General features: G+C 73.5%; 18 protein-coding genes. 13 read left to right on the top strand and 5 right to left on the bottom strand.

Annotated features, from left to right (window positions below):
• The first annotated feature begins 71 nt into the window (after nucleotides 1-71).
• Together dapB and ONA70_RS13135 are read left to right on the top strand one after the other, a co-directional pair.
• On the top strand, nucleotides 72-845 hold the full coding sequence (gene dapB / locus ONA70_RS13140) for a 4-hydroxy-tetrahydrodipicolinate reductase (protein WP_265006683.1): 774 nt from the start codon (nucleotides 72-74) through the stop codon (nucleotides 843-845).
• 79 nt (nucleotides 846-924) lie between these two features.
• The gene (locus ONA70_RS13135) at nucleotides 925-1,392 is read left to right on the top strand and encodes a GNAT family N-acetyltransferase (RefSeq protein WP_265006682.1); all 468 of its coding nucleotides are present in this window, start codon (nucleotides 925-927) and stop codon (nucleotides 1,390-1,392) included.
• Between the two features lie 124 nt (nucleotides 1,393-1,516).
• On the opposite strand, the gene ONA70_RS13130 is transcribed toward ONA70_RS13135, so the two are convergent.
• Complete coding sequence (locus tag ONA70_RS13130) at nucleotides 1,517-3,634, bottom strand: amylo-alpha-1,6-glucosidase (RefSeq protein WP_265006681.1); 2,118 nt, start codon at nucleotides 3,632-3,634, stop codon at nucleotides 1,517-1,519.
• A 145-nt stretch (nucleotides 3,635-3,779) separates the two neighbouring features.
• Between ONA70_RS13130 and ONA70_RS13125 the strand changes: the two genes are divergently transcribed.
• From ONA70_RS13125 to ONA70_RS13110, 4 genes are all read left to right on the top strand, one after another.
• Nucleotides 3,780-4,769: a LacI family DNA-binding transcriptional regulator gene (locus tag ONA70_RS13125; protein ID WP_265006680.1), complete on the top strand. Its 990-nt coding sequence runs from the start codon at nucleotides 3,780-3,782 to the stop codon at nucleotides 4,767-4,769.
• 26 nt (nucleotides 4,770-4,795) lie between these two features.
• Nucleotides 4,796-6,043, top strand: a complete 1,248-nt coding sequence (locus ONA70_RS13120; RefSeq protein ID WP_265006679.1) for a sugar ABC transporter substrate-binding protein — start codon at nucleotides 4,796-4,798, stop codon at nucleotides 6,041-6,043.
• 80 nt (nucleotides 6,044-6,123) lie between these two features.
• The gene (locus ONA70_RS13115) at nucleotides 6,124-7,242 is read left to right on the top strand and encodes a carbohydrate ABC transporter permease (protein ID WP_265006678.1); all 1,119 of its coding nucleotides are present in this window, start codon (nucleotides 6,124-6,126) and stop codon (nucleotides 7,240-7,242) included.
• 1 nt (nucleotide 7,243) lies between these two features.
• Nucleotides 7,244-8,131 (top strand): carbohydrate ABC transporter permease, encoded by an 888-nt coding sequence (locus tag ONA70_RS13110; RefSeq protein WP_265006677.1) that lies wholly within the window; start codon nucleotides 7,244-7,246, stop codon nucleotides 8,129-8,131.
• 51 nt (nucleotides 8,132-8,182) lie between these two features.
• Here ONA70_RS13110 and ONA70_RS13105 read toward each other — a convergent pair whose 3' ends face one another.
• Complete coding sequence (locus tag ONA70_RS13105; protein ID WP_265006676.1) at nucleotides 8,183-8,770, bottom strand: GNAT family N-acetyltransferase; 588 nt, start codon at nucleotides 8,768-8,770, stop codon at nucleotides 8,183-8,185.
• 35 nt (nucleotides 8,771-8,805) lie between these two features.
• On the opposite strand from ONA70_RS13105, the gene ONA70_RS13100 reads away from it, so the two are divergent.
• Entirely contained in the window at nucleotides 8,806-10,116 is a 1,311-nt protein-coding gene (locus ONA70_RS13100) for a glycosyltransferase family 87 protein (protein WP_265006675.1), read from the top strand.
• Here ONA70_RS13100 and ONA70_RS13095 read toward each other — a convergent pair.
• Entirely contained in the window at nucleotides 10,015-10,566 is a 552-nt protein-coding gene (locus ONA70_RS13095; protein WP_265006674.1) for a GNAT family N-acetyltransferase, read from the bottom strand. The two genes, ONA70_RS13100 and ONA70_RS13095, sit on opposite strands and share 102 nt — an antisense overlap.
• A gap of 78 nt (nucleotides 10,567-10,644) precedes the next feature.
• Here ONA70_RS13095 and ONA70_RS13090 point away from each other — a divergent pair, with 78 nt between their 5' ends.
• The 5 genes from ONA70_RS13090 to ONA70_RS13070 all read left to right on the top strand — a co-directional run bounded on the left by ONA70_RS13090 (nucleotide 10,645) and on the right by ONA70_RS13070 (nucleotide 16,375).
• Nucleotides 10,645-11,874, top strand: coding sequence for a winged helix-turn-helix domain-containing protein (locus ONA70_RS13090; RefSeq protein WP_265006673.1), 1,230 nt, complete (start codon nucleotides 10,645-10,647; stop codon nucleotides 11,872-11,874).
• A 46-nt stretch (nucleotides 11,875-11,920) separates the two neighbouring features.
• Nucleotides 11,921-12,445: a DUF2752 domain-containing protein gene (locus tag ONA70_RS13085; RefSeq protein ID WP_406601187.1), complete on the top strand. Its 525-nt coding sequence runs from the start codon at nucleotides 11,921-11,923 to the stop codon at nucleotides 12,443-12,445.
• Nucleotides 12,446-12,916: 471 nt separating this feature from the next.
• Nucleotides 12,917-13,654, top strand: a complete 738-nt coding sequence (gene thyX, locus ONA70_RS13080) for an FAD-dependent thymidylate synthase (RefSeq protein ID WP_265006684.1) — start codon at nucleotides 12,917-12,919, stop codon at nucleotides 13,652-13,654.
• A 53-nt stretch (nucleotides 13,655-13,707) separates the two neighbouring features.
• Nucleotides 13,708-14,634 (top strand): 4-hydroxy-tetrahydrodipicolinate synthase, encoded by a 927-nt coding sequence (dapA, locus tag ONA70_RS13075; protein WP_265006671.1) that lies wholly within the window; start codon nucleotides 13,708-13,710, stop codon nucleotides 14,632-14,634.
• A gap of 52 nt (nucleotides 14,635-14,686) precedes the next feature.
• Nucleotides 14,687-16,375, top strand: coding sequence for a ribonuclease J (locus ONA70_RS13070; protein ID WP_265006670.1), 1,689 nt, complete (start codon nucleotides 14,687-14,689; stop codon nucleotides 16,373-16,375).
• Nucleotides 16,376-16,427: 52 nt separating this feature from the next.
• On the opposite strand, the gene ONA70_RS13065 is transcribed toward ONA70_RS13070, so the two are convergent.
• Complete coding sequence (locus ONA70_RS13065; RefSeq protein ID WP_265006669.1) at nucleotides 16,428-18,011, bottom strand: type III secretion system chaperone family protein; 1,584 nt, start codon at nucleotides 18,009-18,011, stop codon at nucleotides 16,428-16,430.
• Nucleotides 18,008-18,487, bottom strand: a complete 480-nt coding sequence (locus tag ONA70_RS13060; RefSeq protein WP_265006668.1) for a type III secretion system chaperone family protein — start codon at nucleotides 18,485-18,487, stop codon at nucleotides 18,008-18,010. Before ONA70_RS13060 ends, ONA70_RS13065 begins: the two co-directional genes overlap by 4 nt.
• Before the next feature lie 114 nt (nucleotides 18,488-18,601).
• Here ONA70_RS13060 and ONA70_RS13055 point away from each other — a divergent pair, with 114 nt between their 5' ends.
• Nucleotides 18,602-21,061, top strand: coding sequence for an FtsK/SpoIIIE family DNA translocase (locus tag ONA70_RS13055; protein WP_265006667.1), 2,460 nt, complete (start codon nucleotides 18,602-18,604; stop codon nucleotides 21,059-21,061).
• Nucleotides 21,062-21,067 lie beyond the last annotated feature (6 nt).

The following is a 21,067-nucleotide window of genomic DNA, read 5'->3' as shown; positions in this document are numbered from 1 at the left end:
AGCGTGCTCGCCGGATGGGACGGCCGGAGGTCCGGCGGGGTGGGCGTCCCGATTGGGATAGGTTGTGCCCCGTGACTGACGAGCAGGAGAAGAACCCGGCCGAGCCGATCCGGGTCGGCGTGCTGGGGGCCCGCGGCCGGATGGGCATGGAGGTCTGCAAGGCGGTCGACGCGGCCGCCGACCTGGACCTGGTGGCGATGGTCGACCAGGGTGACCCGCTCGCCAACGCCGCCGAGGCGGGCGCCGAGGTGGTCGTCGACTTCACCACCCCCGACGTCGTCCTGGACAACCTGCGCTGGTGCATCGATCAGGGCATCAACGCGGTGGTGGGCACCACCGGCTTCACCGAGCAGCGCCTCGACCAGGTGCGCGGCTGGCTGGAGCGCAAGCCCGGGGTGGGCGTGGTGATCGCGCCCAACTTCGGCATCGGCGCGGTGCTGATGATGCAGTTCGCCGCGAAGGCGGCCCGGCACTTCGAGTCCGTCGAGATCATCGAGCAGCACCACCCGCGCAAGCTGGACGCCCCCAGCGGCACCGCCACGCACACCGCACGGCTGATCGCCCGGGCTCGTGCCGAGGCCGGCCTCGGCCCCGCGCCCGACGCCACCAAGGACGAGGTACCGGGCGCGCGCGGCGCCGAGATCGACGGGGTACGCGTGCACGCCGTCCGGGCGGCCGGCCTGGTCGCCCACCAGGAGGTGCTGTTCGGCACCACCGGCGAGACCCTGACCATCCGGCACGACTCGCTGGACCGGGCCTCGTTCATGCCCGGCGTGCTGCTCGCCGTGCGCGCGGTACGCAACCGGCCGGGCCTCACCGTCGGCCTGGACGCCCTGCTCGACTGAACCACCCGCCGCGGCGGCCGGCCGAGGGGCCGGCGGAAACTGGTCGTCGCGCGGGTGGGTCGGGCCTAGGCTCACCCGCGTGATCGATTCCGGGATGCGCGACCGCGCCGGTCGCCAGGTGACCCTGCGGCCGGTGGACGACGACAACTGGCGGGCCGTGGCGGACATCGCGCCCCGCGACGACCAGCGGGCCTGGGTGCCCGCCCTGGCCGCCCGCTACCTGGTGCTGACCATGCGGTCCGAGGTGTGGACCTCGCTCGCCGTGTACGCGGACGAGACGGTGGTCGGGCACGTCATGTGGGGGGTGGACGACGACGGTTCCCGCTGGATCGGCGGCATGGTGATCGACGCCGCCGAGCAGGACCGCGGGGTGGGCCGGGCGGCCGTCCGTACCCTCGCCGACTGGCTCGCCACCGCCGGTGAGCCGATCCGCCTCAGCTACCACCCCGACAACACCTCGGCCGCCGCCCTCTACCGCTCGCTCGGCTTCCACCCCACCGGCGCGATGGACGACGACGAGGTGGTCGCCGAACTCACCGCTACCTGACCGCGCCCCCAGGTGCGTTCGTCGCCGCCAAAGCGGCAACGAACGCACCCGAAGCTCCCCCCTGGTCCGTTGATCAAGGAGTTTGCGTCAGAAATCGGCCTCGCCGGGGACGCAAACTCCTTGGTCAACTCGTGGTGGAGGGGGTGTCCGCCGGTGGGCGGGGGGTGGGGATGCGGGGGTGCGTCACGGTCAGGCCGGTGGGGAGGCCGGTGACCGTGGGGTGGCCGGTGCGGTCGACCGTCACCGTCACCGGGGCGTCGGCGATGCGCAGGTTCTCCGCCGCCACGGCGCCCAGGTCGGGGCCGGCCAGCGGACGCAACTCCACCCGGCCGCCCGGCACGTCGGGGTAGAGCCCGACGCCGGCCTGGAGCAGCAGCACCGCGGCCGCCGCGGACCAGGCCTGCGGGTGGCACGCCGCCGGGTACGGCACCGGGCGGCCGAGCAGGCTCCGGTCGTCGCCGCCGAACAGCTCGGGGAGGCGGTAGTCGAACGCCTCGGCGGCGCCGAGCAGGCCCTCGGCGAGGCGGAGCGCGGCGTCGTGGTGCCCGGCCCGGGCCAGCCCGCCGAGCACGATCGCCGTGTCGTGCGACCAGATCGAGCCGCAGTGGTACGACAGCGGGCTGAACCCGGCGTCGTCGGTGGACATGGTGCGCAGCCCGAAACCGCCGGCCAGGGCCTCGGTGGAGAGCAGCGCCGCGACCTGTGCCGACTCGGCGTCCGACAGCAGCCCGGTGCCGAGCAGGTGGCCGATGTTGCTGGTCAGCGAGTCGACCGGGCGCTTGTCCCGGTCCAGCGCCAGAGCCGGTTGGGGGCCGTACCGGCCGTCGACCCAGAACGCCTCGCGGAACCGGCGGGCGAGCCGATCGGCGTACCCGCGCCAGCGGTCGCCGCCCGGGCGGCCGAAGGCGTCGAGCAGGTCCGCCCCGTGCATCGCCGCCTCGTACGCGTACCCCTGCACTTCGGCCAGCACGATGGGCGGCTCGGCCAGCCGGCCGTCGCGGTAGCGGATCGAGTCGCCGGAGTCCTTCCAGCCCTGGTTGGCCAGGCCGTGGCCGGTGGTGTCGACGTACTCGACGAAGCCGTCGCCGTCGGCATCCGCGTGCTCGCCCAGCCAGCCGAGCGCGGCCTCCAGGTGCGGCAGCAGGGGCTCGACCTGCTCGGCGGGGAGCCCCCAGCGCCAGGCGTCGTGCAGCAGGCTCACCCAGAGCATGGTGGCGTCCACCGTGCCGTAGTACGCAGGCGGCAGCCGCAGCCCCCCGTCGGCCAGGGTGAACTCGTGCCGGCGCAGCTCGTGCAGGATCTTGCCGGGCGCCTCGCCGGTGGCCGGGTCGACGCGGGTGCCCTGCCGGCGGGCGAGGACCCGGAGCGTGCCGGCGGCCAGGTCGGTGCCGAGCGGCAGCATCATCCGGGCGGCCCAGAGGCTGTCCCGGCCGAAAAGGGTGAGGAACCACGGCACCCCCGCGCCGAGGAAGACGTCCCCGGGGTGCGTGGGCTCGGCCAGCCGCAGGCCACGCAGGTCGGCCACGGCGCGGTCGAGCAGCCGGACCAGCCGGCGGTCGTCGGCGCGGACCGCCGGGACGGACCAGCCGGGGCCGGCGGGCGGGGCGGCCACCACGGCCTTCGGGTCGGCGACGGCGAGCCGCCAGCGCAGCGTCACCGACTCGCCGGGGGCGAGGGTGACCAGCCAGCTCAACCGGGGTGCGGTGGCCCGCTCGCCGGCGGCGTCCACGGTGGCGTCCGCGCCGGTCACCGTCACGGTGACGTCGTCGCCGGCCCACTGGAGCCGGCCGGGCTCGCCGGCCTTCGCCTCCAGCGGCGTGCCGCTTCCGCCGGACTTGACCACCTCGATCGGGGCCAGGTCGCAGCCGAGGTCGATGCTGACCGTGGCGTGGACCGGGGCCGAGGCGGTGGAGGAGACGAGGATCTCCTCGGTCACGTGGTGCGGGCCGGCCTCCCGGCTGCGGTCGATCCGGACGGTCGGGTCAGGGGTCGGGTCGCCGAGCCAGCGGGCCAGGCTGACGAAGCGGGCGCCGTGCGGTCCGGCCGTCCCGCGGGTCAGCGCCTCCGGTTCCCGGTCGTCGACACGCAGCTCGGCGCGGGAGAGCACGCGGGCGTCGGCGTGGAAGACGCCCTGGACGCCGCTCGGCCGGATCTGACCCGCCGCGTCGCCCAGCGCGGTGGTGGGGGCGTGCACCACCCCGACCAGGTCGTGCAGCAGGGGTTGCAGGTGGCGTTCGAACAAGAGGGAACTCCCGGTGCTGATCGGTGGCCGGGACGTCTTGACAGATGCCGCCGGCCCAGTGCAAAGTGCGAAACATTCCAGCAACTTGAACGATCTAATCCTGCCGTACCGGTCTTGGATCGTTCAAGGAGGTGAGAGGGATTTAGTGGCTGAAAAGGTGACCATCGCAACGGTGGCCCGGCATGCCCAGGTGAGCCGGCAGACGGTCTCCAACGTGCTCAACGCGCCGCACATTGTCCGCGAGGAGACCCGGCGCCGGGTGCAGGAGGCGATCGCCGCGCTCGGCTACCGGGCCAACCAGGCCGCCCGGCAGATGCGTACCGGCCGGTCCCGGCTCATCGCGGTCCGCATCGAGCCCACCCGCGACGGGATCAACGGCTCGGTGCTCGACCGCTTCCTGCACGGCCTCACCGAGACCGCCGACGCCGCCGGCTACCGGGTCCTGCTCTACACCGCCCGTGGCGACGACCACGAGATCGCCACCTACGACGACCTGCTCGGCGCGTACGACCTGGACGCGTTCGTGCTCACCGGCACCAAGCACGGCGACCCACGCACCGCGTGGCTCGCCGAGCGGGAGGTGCCCTTCGTGACCTTCGGTCGACCCTGGGACGCCCCCGAGGCGCACCCCTGGGTCGACGTCGACGGCGCCGCCGGCACCGCGCAGGCCACCCGGCGGCTCCTCGACACCGGCCACCGCCGGATCGCCTTCCTCGGCTGGCCGGCGGGCTCGGGGGTCGGCGACGACCGGCGCACGGGCTGGCGTACCACTCTGGCGGCGGCCGGCCTCGACGGCGCCGCACCGGACCGGGCGACCGAGGACGGCATCGCCGAGGGCGAGCGGGAGATGCGCCACCTGCTCGCCCGGGACGAACCGCCGACCGCGGTGGTCTGTGCCAGCGACTCGCTCGCCCTCGGCGCGCTCCAGGCCGTCCGCGACGCGGCGACGCCGGTCGCCGTCATCGGCTTCGACGACACCCCGGTCGCCGCGGCGGTCGGGCTGACCAGCCTCAGCCAACCGCTGGCCGTGGCCGCCGCCCGCTGCGTCGAGTTGCTCACCGGCCTGCTCGACGGCCACCCCACCGACCCTCACGTGCTGCTCGACCCCACGCTCGTGCTCCGGCACACCGCGTGAACCGCATCCCCCACCAGGAGAATCAGATGACACCACGCACCCTCACCCGGGCCGCGGTGGCCGGCTTCGCCGCCGTCGCCCTGTTCGGCACCGCGGCCTGCGGCGGCGGCTTCGACGACAAGGCCGGCGACACCAAGCAGTCCAGCGGCCCGGCCAGCCTGCAGATCATGATCGGCTCCTCCGGCGACGCGGAGACCAAGGCGGTGCAGGACGCCGCCGCCAAGTGGGCCTCGGCCACCGGCAACACCGCCACCGTCACCCCGGCGCAGGACCTCACCCAGCAGCTCGGCCAGGCGCTCGCCGGCGGCACCCCGCCGGACGTCTTCTACGTCGACGCCAGCCGGTTCGCCGACTACGCCAGCGTCGGCGCGCTGGAGCCGTACGCCGACAAGATCAGCAACCCGAACGACTTCTACGAGAGCCTGCGCACCGCCTTCACCTACGACGGCAAGTTCTACTGCGCGCCCAAGGACTTCTCCACGCTCGCCCTGGAGATCAACACCGACCTGTGGGCGAAGGCCGGGCTGACCGACGCCGACATTCCCACCACCTGGGACCAGCTCACCGCCACCAGCCAGAAGATCAAGGCCAAGGGCCTCGTGCCGCTCGCGCTGGGCGACACCCGGGACCGGATCGGCGCGTTCCTGGTGGAGAACGGCGGCTGGCTGCTCAGCAAGGACGGCAAGCAGCCCACCGCCGACACCCCGGAGAACCTGGCCGCCCTCCAGTACGTCAAGAGCCTGCTGACCAGCGGCTACGCCCGCTACCCGAAGCAGCTCGACGCCGGCTGGTCCGGCGAGGCGTTCGGCAAGGGCAAGGCCGTGATGACCATCGAGGGCAACTGGATCAAGGGCGCCCTGCAGAACGACTTCCCGAACGTCAAGTACAAGGTCGTCGAGCTGCCCGCCGGCCCGAAGGGCAAGGGCACGCTCTCCTTCACCAACTGCTGGGGCATCGCCGCCAAGTCCAAGTTCAAGGAGCAGGCGATCAAGTTCGTCGAGGCGATGACCGCCGGCGACCAGCAGATGACCTTCGCCAAGGCGTTCGGCGTGATGCCCTCCCGGCAGTCCGTGCAGGACCAGTACACCGCCGCGTTCCCGAACGACAAGCCGTTCATCGACGGCGCCGCGTACGCCCAGGGCCCGGTGAACGCCCCGAAGATGGACAGCGTCCTCAGCGACCTCGACACCGGCCTGCAGAAGCTGGCCAACACCGACCCGAAGACCGTGCTGGGCAACTTCGACAAGAACGCCAAGGCGGCGATCGGCGGCTGAGGTGAAAGGAGGGGCCCCTTGTTAACAGACGGGTGTTAAGAGGGGCCCCTTCCTTACACCCCCGACCGAAGGGAGGGGAGATGGCAACGGAGGCGTTGGCCGCCCGGGCCACCCGGCGGCCCGACCCGGCACCTCGCCGGCGCGGCGGCATCCGGAGCAACGAGAACCTCGCCGGCTGGCTCTTCGTGGCACCGGTGCTCGTGATCCTCGGGCTTTTCCTGCTGCTGCCGATCCTGATGGCGCTCTGGGTGAGCCTCACCGACTGGAACGGCCAGGGCAGCCCGTTCACCGGGAAGGTCCCGTTCGTCGGCGGCGACAACTACACCCGGCTGTTCAGCGAGGACGGGCTGGCCCGGCGCGACTTCATGACCAGCATCCGCAACAACATCTACTACGTGGCGCTCGTGGTGCCGGCGCAGACCGTGCTCGCCCTCGGGCTCGCCCTGGTGGTGAACAACCGGATGCTGAGGGGGAAGGGCTTCTTCCGGACCGCGTTCTACTTCCCCTCGGTCACCAGTTCGGTGGCGATCAGCGTGGTCTTCCTGTTCATGTTCGCCAACTCGGGCGCGGTCAACGCCCTGCTCGGGTTCTTCGGCATCGACGGCCCGCAGTGGTTCGCCGACTCGCGCGGGGTGCTGCACCTGCTGCTCGGCGCCGTCGGCGTGGACGACCCGCCCGCCGCGCTCACCTCCGGCGGCCCGCTCGGCCTGACCTGGTGGGACTGGCTCTCCGGGCCGAGCGTCGCGATGATGTCGATCATCTGCCTGGTGATCTGGACCACCTCGGGCACCTTCATGCTGATGTTCCTGGCCGCGCTGCAGAACGTCCCGGTGGCGCTCGACGAGGCGAGCACCCTGGACGGCGCGACCCGGTGGCAGCGGTTCCGCCACGTCACCCTGCCGCTGATCAAGCCGACCATGTTCCTGGTGCTCACCCTCGGCCTGATCGGCTCCTGGCAGGTCTTCGACCAGGTGTACGTGATGAGCCAGGGTGATCCGGCCAAGACCACGCTCACCCCGGCCTACCTGTCGTACCGGACCGCGTTCCGGGACTTCGACTACGGCTCCGGCGCGGCGATCTCGTTCGTGCTGTTCCTGATCATCATTCTGCTCACCCTGTTCCAGCGCCGGGTGATGGCCGACCGGGACGAGCCCCGGCGGGCCCGGTGGTGGCGGCGACGCGTACCGGAGAGGTCCTGAGATGGCCGTGCTGACCGACCGGCCGGCGTCGCCCGTCGCGCGCCGCGCCGACCGCGGGCCGCGCGCCCTGGTCAACCGCTTCCTGGGGTACGCGGTCCTGATCTTCTTCGGGTTGGTCTTCCTCTACCCGTTCGTCATCCAGATCGGGAACTCGTTGAAGACCGAGCCGGACGCCGCGGCGAATCCGCTCTCGCCGGTGCCCGACCCGATCACGCTGGCCGGCTTCGAGCGGATCTTCGCCGGCACCAACTTTCCGCTCTGGCTCGGCAACTCGCTGCTGGTCACGGTGCTGGTCACGCTCGGCCGGGTGTTCTTCGACTCGCTCGCCGGGTACGCCCTCGCGCGGCTGCGCTTCCGCGGTCGGGCCGGGATCTTCGCCGCGGTCATCGCGGTGATGGCGGTGCCCGGCGTGGTGCTGCTGATCCCCAAGTTCCTGGTGCTCAAGCAGCTCGGCCTCTACGACAGCTACGCGGGCCTGGTGGTGCCGTTGCTGGCCGACGCGGCCGGGGTGTTCATCATGAAGCAGTTCTTCGAGTCGGTGCCGGTGAGCGTGGAGGAGGCGGCCCGGATCGACGGGGCCGGGGTGTTCCGCACCTTCTGGTCGGTGGTGCTGCCGACCGCGAAGCCCGCCCTGATCACCCTGACCATCCTGTCCTTCCAGGGCTCCTGGAACGAGTTCCCGCACAGCCTGGTCGCGGTCCAGGACCCGGGCCTGTTCACCCTGCCCCGGGGGCTGGCCGATCTGGTCAGCGGCTCGCTGGGCAAGGGCACGCAGTATCCGCTGAAGCTGGGTGCCGCGCTGCTGGCCACCATCCCGGTGGCGGTGCTCTTCATGATCTTCCAGCGGTACTTCGTCCGGGACGCCAACGAGGGGGCGGACAAGGGCTGACCGGCGGCCGGCGGCCTCGGCCTCGCGCCGTGGCCGCGGCCGCGGCCGTGGTCACGCGGACGCCGGCGGCGCGGCCTCGGTGGGGACCCCGACATGCAGGCGGAGCTGGGGGACCAGCATGTCGTCCACGTCCAGCGCCCGGGCCGCGCCGTCCGGCTCCCAGCCCGTGCTGGTGAGGAACTTCCGGGTCGCCGCGTCGCCGTCGAACGCCCAGGCCACCGCCCGGGTGAAGCCGTCGGACCGCCACAGGTCGACGGTGGCGGCGAGCAGCCGGCTGCCGTGTCCGCGCCGACCCCAGCGCGGCTCGACCAGCAGGTCGGTCACCGCCGCCACGCCGTCGGCCAGGGCGTCGTCCGGCTCCCCGGGGGCCAGCGCCTCGGCGTCGGCCGGACCGGAAGCCACGAACCCCACCAGATAGGATTGCTCGGCCTGTTCGACGGCGACCAGCACGCGGTGCGCGCCCGAGGGCGGCTCCTGCACCGCCGCGCTCCACCGCCGGGCGAGATACGCCTCGTCCAGGTTGTCGAGCACGTGCCGGGGCAGGATCCGGCGGTACGCAACCCGCCACGTGGCGAGCTGGATGCGTGCGATCTCGTCAGCGTCCTCCGGACGCGCGGGGCGGACGTACCCGAGGGCCATGGCACGTGAGCCTACGCAGGGCGAGGGAGGCGACGGTGGCGCAGGGTGCCCGGCGCGCGATCGGGCAGGTCGTCGCGGTGGTGGTGCTCGCCGCAGCGGTGGCCGCCTTCCTCTCCGTGGCGGCGGTGCGGCACGGCTTCTTCGACCTGCGGGTCTACTACGGCGCGCTGACCTGGTGGGTGCACGACGGCGGGGAGATCTACGACTTCCTCAAGCCCAACACCCAGTACGGCTTCACCTACCCACCGTTCGCCGCGCTGGTCATGCTGCCGATGGCGTACCTGCCCTGGGAGGCGGCGATCACGGTGAGCGTGGTCGCCTCCGTGGTGACCAGCGCGGTGGTGATCGGCTGGCTGGTCGACCCGATCGCCCGGCGCGCCGGCTGGACCCGCTGGTTCGCCCTCGCGGTCGCGCTCTGCCTGGCCGCCGCGTTCGAGCCGATGCGGGAGACGGTCAACTTCGGCCAGGTCAACATGCTGCTGCTCTTCCTGGTGGCGGTGGACCTGCTGCGCCTGCTGCCGGCCGGCAGCAGGTGGGCCGGGGCCGGCATCGGCCTGGCCACCGCGATCAAGCTGACCCCCGGCATCTTCATCGTCTACCTGCTGGTCACCGGGCGCTGGCGGGCCGCGTTCACCGCGATGGGCACGGCCACCGGGGCCACGCTGCTCGCCGGCGCGCTCTTCCCGGACGCCTCCCGGGAGTTCTGGACCGCGGCGCTCTGGAACACCGACCGGGTGGGCGAGCTGGCCTTCGTCTCCAACCAGTCGCTGCGCGGCGTGGTGGCCCGGCTGAACCCGGAGCACCCGAGCATCGTCGCCTGGCTGGCGCTGGTGCTCGTCACCCTGGCCGTCTGGGCGTGGCGCTCCCGCGCCGCGGTCGCCGCCGGCGACGAGGCCACCGGCCTGGCGCTGACCGGTGCCACCATGTGCCTGGTCAGCCCGGTGACCTGGGTGCACCACCTGGTCTGGCTGCTGCCCGCGCTGATCCTGCTGGTCGACAACGGCATGGCGGCGTCCGCGCGTAGCGGCCGGCGCCGCCTCCTGCTGGCCGCCGCGCTCGTCGGGTACGTCATCCTGATCAGCCGGATCGTCTGGGCCTGGGAGGAGAACTACACCGGCCTCGGCGGCTTCCTCGGCAGCAACGCGTACGTCTGGATCAGCCTCGCGCTGCTGCTCGGGCTGCCGATCCGGCGTTGGGCCAGGCCGACCGGCGGCGGTCCCGCCGACCGGGGCGGGCCGCCCGGGTCAGCCGTCGATCCGGGCGGTGTAGCGCAGCTCCCGGAGCCGGACCGGGCCGCGCCCGCCGGACAGCGGCACCGGATAGGTGGACTCCTCGCCGTCCGGTGACAGGCCGGCCCGCTCGTAGAAGTGGCGGGCCCGGGCGTTGTCGGCGAGCACCCAGAGCCGGTACTCCGTCCAACCCCGCTCGGTTAGCCCGGCCCGGGCCGCGCCGAGCAGGGCCCGCCCGGTCCCGGTGCCCCACCACGCCGGCTCCAGGTACATCGCCAGGATCTCGCCGTACGCCGGGTCGAGGTCGCCCCGGTCCTGGTTGTTCCGGTACGGCCCGAAGGTGGCGAACCCGGTGACCATCCCGTCGGCCTCGGCGAGCAGGGTGGTGAACGGGTGTTCCGGGTCGGCGGTGCCGAGGTCGCGACGGCGCTGCGCCCAGGCAACCGGGTTGAGCCGGCGCAGCACCTCGTCCGGCATGATCCCGGCGTACCCGGCCTGCCAGCTGTGCACGTGCACCCGGGCGACCGCCTCCGCGTCGTCCGGCTCCTCCCGGCGAATGGTGAGCATTCGTCTGTTCTATACCCCGGTGGGTGGCCGGTCCAGCCTCGGGTTCCGTGTCGTACCGGTGGATTAGGGTCGCCGACGATGGCCGTACCGGAATCCCTCTCGCTCGCCCAGGCGCGCCGCATCGCGCTCGCCGCCCAGGGCTTCGCCGACCCGGCGCCCACCGGCGTACCCACCCGCCGGCACCTGCGCCGGGTGCTGGACCGGGTCGGGCTGATCCAGATGGACTCGGTCAACGTCCTGCAACGCGCGCACTACCTGCCGCTCTACAGCCGGCTCGGGCCCTATCCGACGGCGCTGCTCGACACCGCCGCCTACCGGCGCCCCCGCGAGCTGTTCGAATACTGGGGGCACGAGGCGTCGCTGGTCCCGGTCGACCTGCACCCGGCACTGCGCTGGCGGATGGCCCGGGCCCGCGACGAGGCCTGGGGCTGGATGCGCCGGGTCGCCCAGGAGCAGCCCGAGCTGGTCGCCTGGGTCCGCGACGAGGTGGCCGCCCAGGGGCCGCTCACCGCCGCCGAGATCGAGCACGACGCGCCCCGGGAGACCGGCAACTGGGGCTGGAACTGGTCGACCGTCAAGCGGGCCCTGGAATACCTGTTCTGGGCCGGCGAGGTGACCGCCGCCGACCGCACGCCCTCCTTCGCCCGCCGCTACGACCTGCCGGAGCGGGTGCTGCCCTCCGCCGTGCTCGACGCGCCCACCCCGAGCGAGGCCGACGCCCACCGCGCCCTGGTCGCGATCGCCGCCCGGTCGCTCGGCGTGGCGGCCGAGCCGGAGCTGCGCGACTACTTCCGGCTGCCGGCGGCCGGTGCCCGGCGGGCGGTCGCCGAGCTGGTCGAGGCGGGCGAGCTGACCCCGGTCACCGTCCAGGGCTGGCGGCAGCCGGCCTACCTGCACGCCACGGCCCGGCTGCCCCGCTGGGTGCGGGGCAACACCCTGGTCAGCCCGTTCGACCCGGTGGTCTGGGAGCGGGCCCGCGCCGAGCGGCTGTTCGGCTTCACCTACCGCATCGAGATCTACGTTCCCGCCCCCCAGCGGGTGTACGGCTACTACGTGCTGCCGTTCCTGCAGGGTGAGCGGTTCACCGCCCGGGTCGATCTCAAGGCCGACCGGAAGGCCGGGGTGCTGCTGATCCCGGCCGCCTGGTTGGAGCCGGGGGCGGATCCGGGGGAGACCGCGGTGGCCCTGGCCGCCGAGCTCTACCGGCTCGCCGGCTGGCTCGGCCTGGACGCGGTGGCCCCGCCGGAGGCCGGCGACCTGGCCGTCCCGCTGGCCGCCGCGCTGGTGGGCGTGGCCGGTGTACGGTGAGCGCGTGACGAGCGTTGACCGGCCCAGCGCCCCGGCCGACCCGCAGATGGTCCCCGTCCCACCGGCCGGCCCCGACCCCGGAGCGCCGATCTGGCCCGCCGGGGTCGCCTACCAGCCCGTCGAGCCGGACCGGTTCACCCGGCTGGTCCTGCGCCTGCACGCCCGCGCCCCGCGCTGGGCGGTGCCCCTCGCGGCGCTCGGCTGCGTCGGCGTCGGAATGGCGTACGCGCTGCTCAGCGACCCCACCCACGCCGAGCCGGACGCCCGCCCGACCTGCCTGCTCAAGCTCACCACCGGGCTGGACTGCCCGGGCTGCGGCGGCACCCGCGCCCTCTGGTACGTGCTGCACGGCGACCTGCCGGCCGCCGCCCGGCACCACTTCCTCTTCGTCTTCTCGCTGCCCTTCCTGGCGTACCTCTTCGTCTCCTGGGCCGGGAACCGGGCGTTCGGCTGGCGGCTGCCGGAGCTGCGGCTCAGCCCCAAGGTGATCGGCGGCTTCCTGGCGATCTGGTTGGCCTTCTCGGTGGCTCGCAACCTGCCCTGGGCCCCCTTCACCGCGCTGTACGTCTGACCCGGTTCCACTGCCTCCGTCGGTGCCGCGCCACCGTCGGCGCGCCCGGCCGCGCCGGGCCAAAGCACCCGCCAGAGGGGCCTGGACGCCATCTCGTCGTGGCCCCCCGGGTCGACCACTCCGGCTTGAGCGCGGTGACGGGTCTTGGCCGCCTAATGAGCTGAGTCGTTCGTGCTATCGGCGGTGGCGTGCCTCGGCCGGGCCGCCCGTCACTCGCCTCGGCCGGCCGGTGCGCCCCGCCCCCCGCGTCCGGCGCCTCGCCGGCGGCGGCCCGTGACAGCACAGACGACTCAGCTCGAAAGGCGATCGAACAGACAGCACCGCCCGGGCGGGCCGGTGCGAGATCTTGGACACCTGCCGCGCGGCCCGGGGCGGAGTGCCCAGGATTCGCGGCTGGTGTGCCGGTTCACGTCCGCGCGCCCAAGTTTCGTCGGAGGCGCGGGGGCCACTACAGTCGCAGGAATGCCGGAGATGGTGCAGCCCCAGGTCAAGCTGATCGCGTGGACCCAGTTCCAGGCCCCGGACGACGTGCCGTGGTCGACCGACGCCGAGGGCGGTCAGGCGCTCGCCGAGTTCGCCGGCCGAGCCTGCTACCAGAGCTGGAAGAAGCCGAACCCGGCCACCGCCACCAACGCCGGTTACCTGGCGCACATCCTCGAGGTGGGCCACCTCTCCGTGCTGGAGCACGGCTCGGTGAGCTTCTACTTCAGCGGGGTCTCCCGGTCCTTCACCCACGAGCTGATCCGGCACCGGCACTTCTCGTACTCCCAGCTCTCCCAGCGGTACGTGCCGGAGCGGGACGCGGCCATGGTCGAGCCGTCGGTGATCGCCGACGACCCGGAGCTGCACAAGAGGTTCGTCGAGGCGACCGAGGCGGCCGTCCGGGCGTACACCGAACTGCTGGAGGGCCTGGAGTCCCGCTTCGCCGACGAGCCCAACCCCACGCTGCGCCGCAAGCAGGCCCGGCAGGCCGCCCGCGCGGTGCTGCCCAACGCCACCGAGACCCGGATCGTGGTCACCGGCAACTACCGGGCCTGGCGGCACTTCATCAAGATGCGCGCCACCGAGCACGCCGACGTGGAGATCCGCGAGCTGGCGATCGAGTGCCTCCGGCAGCTCCAGGGGGTCGCGCCGAACGTCTTCGCCGACTTCGTGATCTCCACGCTGCCCGACGGCACCGAGGTGGCGGCCAGCCCGCACGCCGAGTGACTCCTGCGCCCTTCGCCACCGGGGCCCCGGTGGTCGTCCGCTAGGTTGTGAACATGACGCACGACCACCCTGCCGGCCCCGACCGGGGCGCGTCGCGCCCCTTCGGGCGACTGATCACGGCGATGGTGACCCCGTTCACCGCCGACGGGTCCCTGGACCTGGACGGCGCCGCCCGGCTGGCCCGGCACCTCGTCGACGAGCAGGGCAACGACGCGCTGGTGCTCAACGGCACCACCGGCGAGTCGCCGACCACCACCGACGCGGAGAAGGAGTCCCTGATCCGCGCCGTGGCGGAGGCGGTCGGTGACCGGGCCAGGATCCTCGCCGGGGTGGGCACCAACGACACCCGGCACACCATCGAGCTGGCCGGGCAGGCGGAGAAGGCCGGCGCGCACGGCCTGCTGGTGGTCACTCCCTACTACAACAAGCCGCCGCAGAGCGGGCTGCTGCGTCACTTCACCGCGGTCGCCGACGCCACCGGGCTGCCGATCATGCTGTACGACATCCCGCACCGGGCCGGCACCGCGATCGCCACCGAGACCCTGGTGACGCTCGCCGAGCACGGCCGGATCGTCGCGGTGAAGGACGCCAAGGGCGACCTCACCGCCACCTCCTGGGTGCTCAGCCGCAGCGACCTGGCCTACTACAGCGGCGAGGACTCGCTGACCCTGCCCACTCTCGCGGTCGGCGCGGTCGGCCTGGTCGGCACCTCGACCCACTTCACCGGCGCGCAGACCAGGCAGATGATCGAGGCGTACGAGGCGGGGGACACCGGCGCCGCGATCGCGCTGCACCGGCGTCTGCTGCCCCTGTACACCGGCATCTTCCGTACCCAGGGCGTGATCCTGGTGAAGGCGGGCCTGGCGGCCGCGGGGCTGCCGGCCGGCCCGGTGCGGCCGCCGCTGGTGGACGCCACCGCGGACGAACTGGCCCAGCTGCGCGTCGACTGCGCGGCGGCGGGCCTGCCCCTTCCCGAATGACCGAACAACACGACGGACGCCGGATGACGGCGTCGCAGAATGAGGTGGACGCGTGACCGAGGCGCACATCGAGGGTGAACTTCCCCCGCCGCTGCAGGAGGGCGGCCTGCGGATCATCCCGCTCGGCGGACTCGGCGCCATCGGCCGGAACATGACCGTCTTCGAGTACGACGGCAAGCTGCTGATCGTCGACTGCGGGGTGCTCTTCCCCGACGTCGAGCAGCCGGGCGTGGACCTGATCCTCCCCGACTTCGGCCCGATCCTGGACCGGCTCGCCGACGTCCAGGCGATCGTGCTGACCCACGGCCACGAGGATCACATCGGCGCCGTGCCCTACCTGCTCGCCCACAAGGCGGACATCCCGCTCGTCGGCTCCCAGTTCACCCTGGCCCTGGTCGAGGCGAAGCTGGCCGAGCGGCGGATCCAGCCGTACACGCTGACCGTCGCCGAGGGGCGGCGGGAGCGGCTCGGCCCGTTCGAGTGCGAGTTCTTCGCGGTCAACCACTCCATCCCGGACGCGCTCGCGGTCGCCATCCGCACCGGCGCCGGGCTGGTGCTGCACACCGGCGACTTCAAGATGGACCAGCTCCCGTTGGACGGCCGGATCACCGACCTGGCCGGGTTCGCCCGGCTCGGCGCCGAGGGCGTGGACCTGCTGCTGTCGGACTCCACCAACGCCGAGATCCCCGGCTTCGTCACCCCGGAGCGGGAGATCGGCCCGGTGCTCGACTCGATCTTCGCCAAGGCGCGCGGCCGGATCATCGTCGCCTCGTTCGCCTCGCATGTGCACCGGGTGCAGCAGGTCTTCGACTCGGCGGTCGAGCACGGCCGCAAGGTGGCGCTGATCGGCCGGTCGATGGTCCGCAACATGGGCATCGCCCGCGACCTCGGCCTGCTCAACATCCCGCCGGGCCTGGTGGTCGGGCTGGACGAGGCCACCGCGCTGCCGCCCGAGCAGATCGTACTGATGTCCACCGGCTCGCAGGGCGAGCCGATGAGCGCACTGGGCCGGATGGCCAGCGGCGACCACCGGCACATCACCATCGCCCCGGGCGACACCGTGGTGCTGGCCAGCTCGCTGGTGCCCGGCAACGAGACCTCGGTCTACCGGGTGATCAACCGGCTGGCCCGGGCCGGCGCCACGGTGATCCACAAGGACGTGGCCAAGGTGCACGTCTCCGGTCATGCCCCCGCCGGTGAGCTGCTCTACCTGCTCAACGTCACCCGCCCGAGCAACCTGATGCCGGTGCACGGCGAGTGGCGGCACCTGCGGGCGCACGCCCGGCTCGGCGTCGAGTCCGGCGTCGCGCCGGACCGGGTGGTGCTCTGCGAGGACGGCGACGTCGTCGACCTGGTCGACGGGCGGGCCAGGCTGGTCGGCCACGTGAAGAGCCGGTACGTCTACGTCGACGGCCTCGCCGTCGGAGACGTCAGCGAGTCGCTGCTCACCGAGCGGCGGATCCTCGGCGACGGCGGCTTCATCGCCGCCACCGTGGTGGTCGACTCGGTCACCGGCAAGGTGGTCGGCGGCCCGACCGTCTCCGCGAAGGGCTTCTCCGAGGATCCGGAGGCGTTCAACCCGGTCGTACCGCTGGTCACCGAGGCGCTGAACCGGGCCGCCGCGGACGGCATCACCGACCCGCACCAGCTCCAGCAGATCGTCCGGCGCACCGTCGGCCGCTGGGTCAACGACGCGTACCGCCGCCGGCCGATGATCGTCCCGACCGTCGTCGAGGTCTGACCGCGGCAGCTCCGCACGCCGGTCCGCCGTTCGCGGTGGACCGGCGTCGTCGTCAGGGCAGTGCGGCGACCGCCTCGGCGTACGCCACCCCGGTGCTCACCGCGGCGGTGACCAGCACGACGAGCTGCGCCGGGGCCACCCCGTGCGCCAGGTCGGTGGTGACGTCCGCGGCCAGCACCAGCGCCCCGTCGCCCGGGTCGTGCACGTACGCGGCCGGCAGCAGCCGGTCGTGGTTCCAGGCGTTGCAGAAGGCGTACGCCTCGGCCCGGCGGGCGGCCGGCAGCCGGCGGGTGGCCACCGCTCGGGCGTGCAGGATCTCGCCCTGCTGCCCGAGCCGGCGGAACTGGATCACCGCCGCGCCCCACCGCCCGACCACCGTGCCGTCCGGTTCCACCGCGTACCCGTCACCCCGGTCGTCGAGGGCGGCGGTGAGCAGCGCCAGGCTCAGCGGGACCGGTTCCTCCTCGCCCGGCGGTCCCGGCGCGGCCGGCTCGTCGTCGGAGCCGTCCTCGACCTCGTCCTCGGCGGGCAGCGGCACCGGGTCGGCGAGCGGCCGCTCGGCCAGCCAGGAGGCGATCCGGCCGGACTGGTGCCCGGTGCCGTTGCGGGCGTCGAAGCTGCCCGCGAGGGCGGTGGCGAGGGCCTGCAGGTGCCCGCCGAGGGTGGCCACGTCCACCTCGGCCGCCGGCCGGGGGCCGTGCCCGGGCCGGTGGATCCGCCGCTCGCCGAGGCCGGCCTCCACAGCGAGCGCGCAGAGCAGCGACCCGGCGGCGGCGAACTCCATCGCGGACAGGTCGTCCGCCGGGTGGTCCAGCCGGGGCAGTTGCTCGGCCAGCACGTCCAGCCCGTGCGCCAGGTGCCCGCCCAGCGCGCAGAACCTCAGGTGCGCGGCGAGCAGCGGAAAGGCCGCCCGCTCCCGCCGGTGCCGGCGGTACGCCCGGACGTGCGCCCGGGCGGCCCGCTCCGCCTCGCCGGTACGCAGCCACGGCAGCAGCCCGGCGACCAGCGCCCGTTCCGGCTGGTCGGTGCAGTCCACCTCGCCGTCGCGTACCGGCGCCAGCGCGGCCAGCGCCTCGGCCGGCTCGCCCCAGCCGGCCAGCAGCTCGGCCCGGCGGGCCGGGGCGCAGCCGGGGCAGCCGGCGGCCGGGTGGGGGAGGGACGCGCGCCAGCGGTCGTACTCCCGCCGGGCGGTCGGCTCGTCGCCGAGGTGGTCGGCGAGTCGGCAGCGCAGCTCGGCCACCGGCTCCGCGTCGGCACCCAGCCGGTCGGCCAGATCGTCGAGCAGGGACCGGGCCTGGTCCAGGCCGATCCGGGGGGTGCCGAAGAGCGCCTCGATCGCCTGGCGCTGGTGCCGGCGCAGCCGCTCGACGTCGCCGGGGCGGCCCGCGGCCAGCCCGGGTGCCCGGTCCAGGGTGGCCAGACAGCGGCGCACCGGCTCCACCAGCCGCCACCGCTCGCCCAGGTGCAGGTACGTCTCGATCAGCGCGTACCGCGCCACCAGTCCGGTACGCGGGTCGCCGGTCACGTCGGCCCGCGCGGCGATCCGGTCCAGCTCGGCGCAGCGGGCCTCGCCGTCGGGCAGGTCGAGGGCGTCGGCGAGGGCGTCGGCCAGCCCCCGGTCCCGGGAGGTGGTCACCGGACCGCCCCACCGGGCAGGCCGCCCACGGCGGCGGCCAGGTGGCAGCCGGTCGAGACGCCGCACTCGATGAGCTGGTCGAGCTGGTGCGGGGTGACCCCGCGTTCGAGGTCGGTGGTCACCTCGCCGCAGACCTGGGCCAGTCCGTCGTCGGCGACGTGCACGAACGCCTTGGGCCAGAGCCGGTCGTGGTTCCAGGAGTTGCAGAAGGCGTACAGGGCGGGCACCTGCTCGATCCCGAAGCGGTGCGCGGCGACGGTGCGGATCTGGAGCAGCTCGCCGTCGGCGCCCCGGCGGTGGAACCAGATCAGGCTCTCCTCCCATTGGCCGACCCGGTCGCCGTCGGCGTCCTCGGCCACCGTGTATCCCCGGGCGGCGAGCACGGCGGCGATCAGCTCTCCCGTCAGCGGGCGCAGCGCCTGCGGGTGTCCGGCCAGGGGGCCGTCCGGACCGTCCTCGATCTCCGGCGACGCCATCGGGGCATCCCTTCTGAGGCGAATAACACACCCGGCGGCGCGGTCGGTGGTGCGACGCGCGGACACGACCCGGAAAAGCGGCGATCTGCCGGGTCCCGCCGTTACGGTGACTCTATGGCGGGCCGTACCTCTCAGGCGAGCCGGCGGCGCGGCGCGTCGCCGCGCGGTACCACGAACAGCCGTGCCCGCCAGCCGGCCAAGAAGGCCACCAGGGCGGCCCCTCGGCGGCGGCCGGCGGCCCGGCCCGGTCCGGCCGTCTACGTCGGACGCGCGGTCGGTGCCCTCTGGATGGGGCTGGCGCACGGCCTGGGCTGGGCGGTCCGGGCCGCCGGCCGGCAGGCCGCCTCGGCCCGCGACCTCGACCCGGAGCACCGCCGGGACGGTGCCGGGCTGCTGCTGTTCGGCCTCGCCCTGCTCAGCGCCGTGGCGATCTGGTTCGGCAAGGCCGGCCCGGTCGGCGCCCGCCTCGCCGACACCGTCCGGCTCTTCCTCGGCGCGATCGCGATCGTGGTGCCGGTGCTGCTGATGATCGGCGCCTGGCGGCTGCTGCGGACCCCGGCCGATCCCGCGCACCGGGGTCGGGGCCTGGTCGGCTGGGGCTCGATGCTGCTCGCCACCGCGGCGATGCTGCACATCGGACAGGACCCGGTCGACGCGGTGCAGCGCGACTACGCGGGCGGCCTGGTCGGCGCCGGCGTCGGCGACCTGCTGGCGACCGCGGTGACCGCCTGGGTGGCGGTGCCGCTGCTCGTCCTGCTGCTGGTGTTCGGCCTGCTGGTGGTCACCGCGACGCCGATCAACAAGATCCCGGAGCGGCTCGGGCTGCTCGCCGGCAGCCTGGTCGCGCCGCCGAGCACCGAGGACGCCGAGACCGCGGAGGCGGCGCCGAAGCCGGCCCGGAAGCGGCCGGCCAAGCGCCTGCCCCCGCCGCTGGACCCCGAGGAGCTGGACGACGACCTCGACGGGGTCGACCTGCAGGACACCCTCGTGCTGCCGCGCAAGCCGCGCGGCAAGGTGCCGGCGAGCCGCAAGCCGGCCGAGCCGCCGGAGCACTCGCCGCTGCCCACCCGGGCCGAGCAACTCGCGCTCACCGGGCTCGCCGGCGACTACACCCTGCCGCCGGCCAACATGCTGGGCAGCGGCGCCGCGCCGAAGACCCGGAGCAAGGCCAACGACGAGGTGATCGCCGCGCTGACCGGCGTCTTCGAGCAGTTCGACGTGGACGCCGCGGTCACCGGCTTCACCCGCGGCCCGACCGTCACCCGCTACGAGGTGGAGCTGGGCCCCGGCGTCAAGGTCGAGCGGATCACCCAGCTCTCCCGCAACATCGCGTACGCGGTGAAGTCGCCGGACGTGCGGATCCTCAGCCCGATCCCGGGCAAGAGCGCGGTCGGCGTGGAGATCCCCAACACCGACCCGGAGAACGTGTCGCTCGGCGACGTGCTCCGCTCGCGGGCGGCCACCAGCGACCACCACCCGATGGTGGTGGCGCTCGGCAAGGACATCGAGGGCGGCTACGTGGTGGCCAACCTCGCGAAGATGCCCCACATCCTCATCGCCGGGGCCACCGGCGCCGGCAAGAGCTCCTGCCTGAACACCCTGCTCGTGTCCATCTTGACCCGAGCGACGCCGGACGAGGTACGGCTGCTGCTGGTCGACCCGAAGCGGGTCGAGCTGACCGGCTACGAGGGCATCCCGCATCTGGTCACGCCGATCGTGACCAACCCGAAGAAGGCGGCCGAATCGCTGGAGTGGGTCGTCCGCGAGATGGACATGCGCTACGACGACCTCGCCGCCAACGGGGTCCGGCACATCGACGACTTCAACCGCAAGGTGCGCAACGGCGAGATCAAGGCCCCGCCGGGCAGCGAGCGGGAGCTGCGGCCGTATCCGTACCTGCTGGTGATCGTGGACGAACTGGCCGACCTGATGATGGTCGCGCCGCGCGACGTGGAGGATTCCATCGTCCGGATCACCCAGCTCGCCCGGGCCGCCGGCATCCACCTGGTGCTCGCCACCCAGCGCCCCTCGGTGGACGTGGTCACCGGCCTGATCAAGGCGAACGTGCCGTCCCGGCTGGCGTTCGCCACCTCGTCGCTGGCCGACTCGCGGGTCATCCTCGACCAGCCGGGCGCGGAGAAGCTGCTCGGCCGGGGGGACGGCCTCTTCCTGCCGATGGGCGCGTCGAAGCCGATCCGGATCCAGGGCGCCTGGGTGACCGAGCGCGAGATCCACGACGTGGTGAAGTTCTGCAAGGACCAGCGCGAGCCGGAGTTCCGGTCGGACGTGCTGACCGTCGCGCAGGACAGCAAGAAGAAGATCGACGAGGACATCGGCGACGACCTGGACCTGCTGGTGCAGGCGGTGGAACTGGTGGTCACCTCGCAGTTCGGCTCGACCTCGATGCTCCAGCGCAAGCTGCGGGTCGGCTTCGCCAAGGCGGGCCGGCTGATGGACCTGATGGAGACCCGGGGCGTGGTCGGCCCGTCCGAGGGCTCCAAGGCCCGCGACGTGCTGGTCAAGCCGGACGAGCTGGAGGAGGTCCTGGCGGGCCTCCGCGGCGGCGAGGAGTAACCGGTC

The sequence above is a fragment of the Micromonospora yasonensis genome (assembly GCF_026013475.1).
Classification (GTDB): Bacteria; Actinomycetota; Actinomycetes; order Mycobacteriales; family Micromonosporaceae; genus Micromonospora; species Micromonospora yasonensis.
The sequence above is the reverse complement of the archived record's forward strand: the minus strand, read 5'-3'. Positions and strand labels throughout refer to the sequence as shown.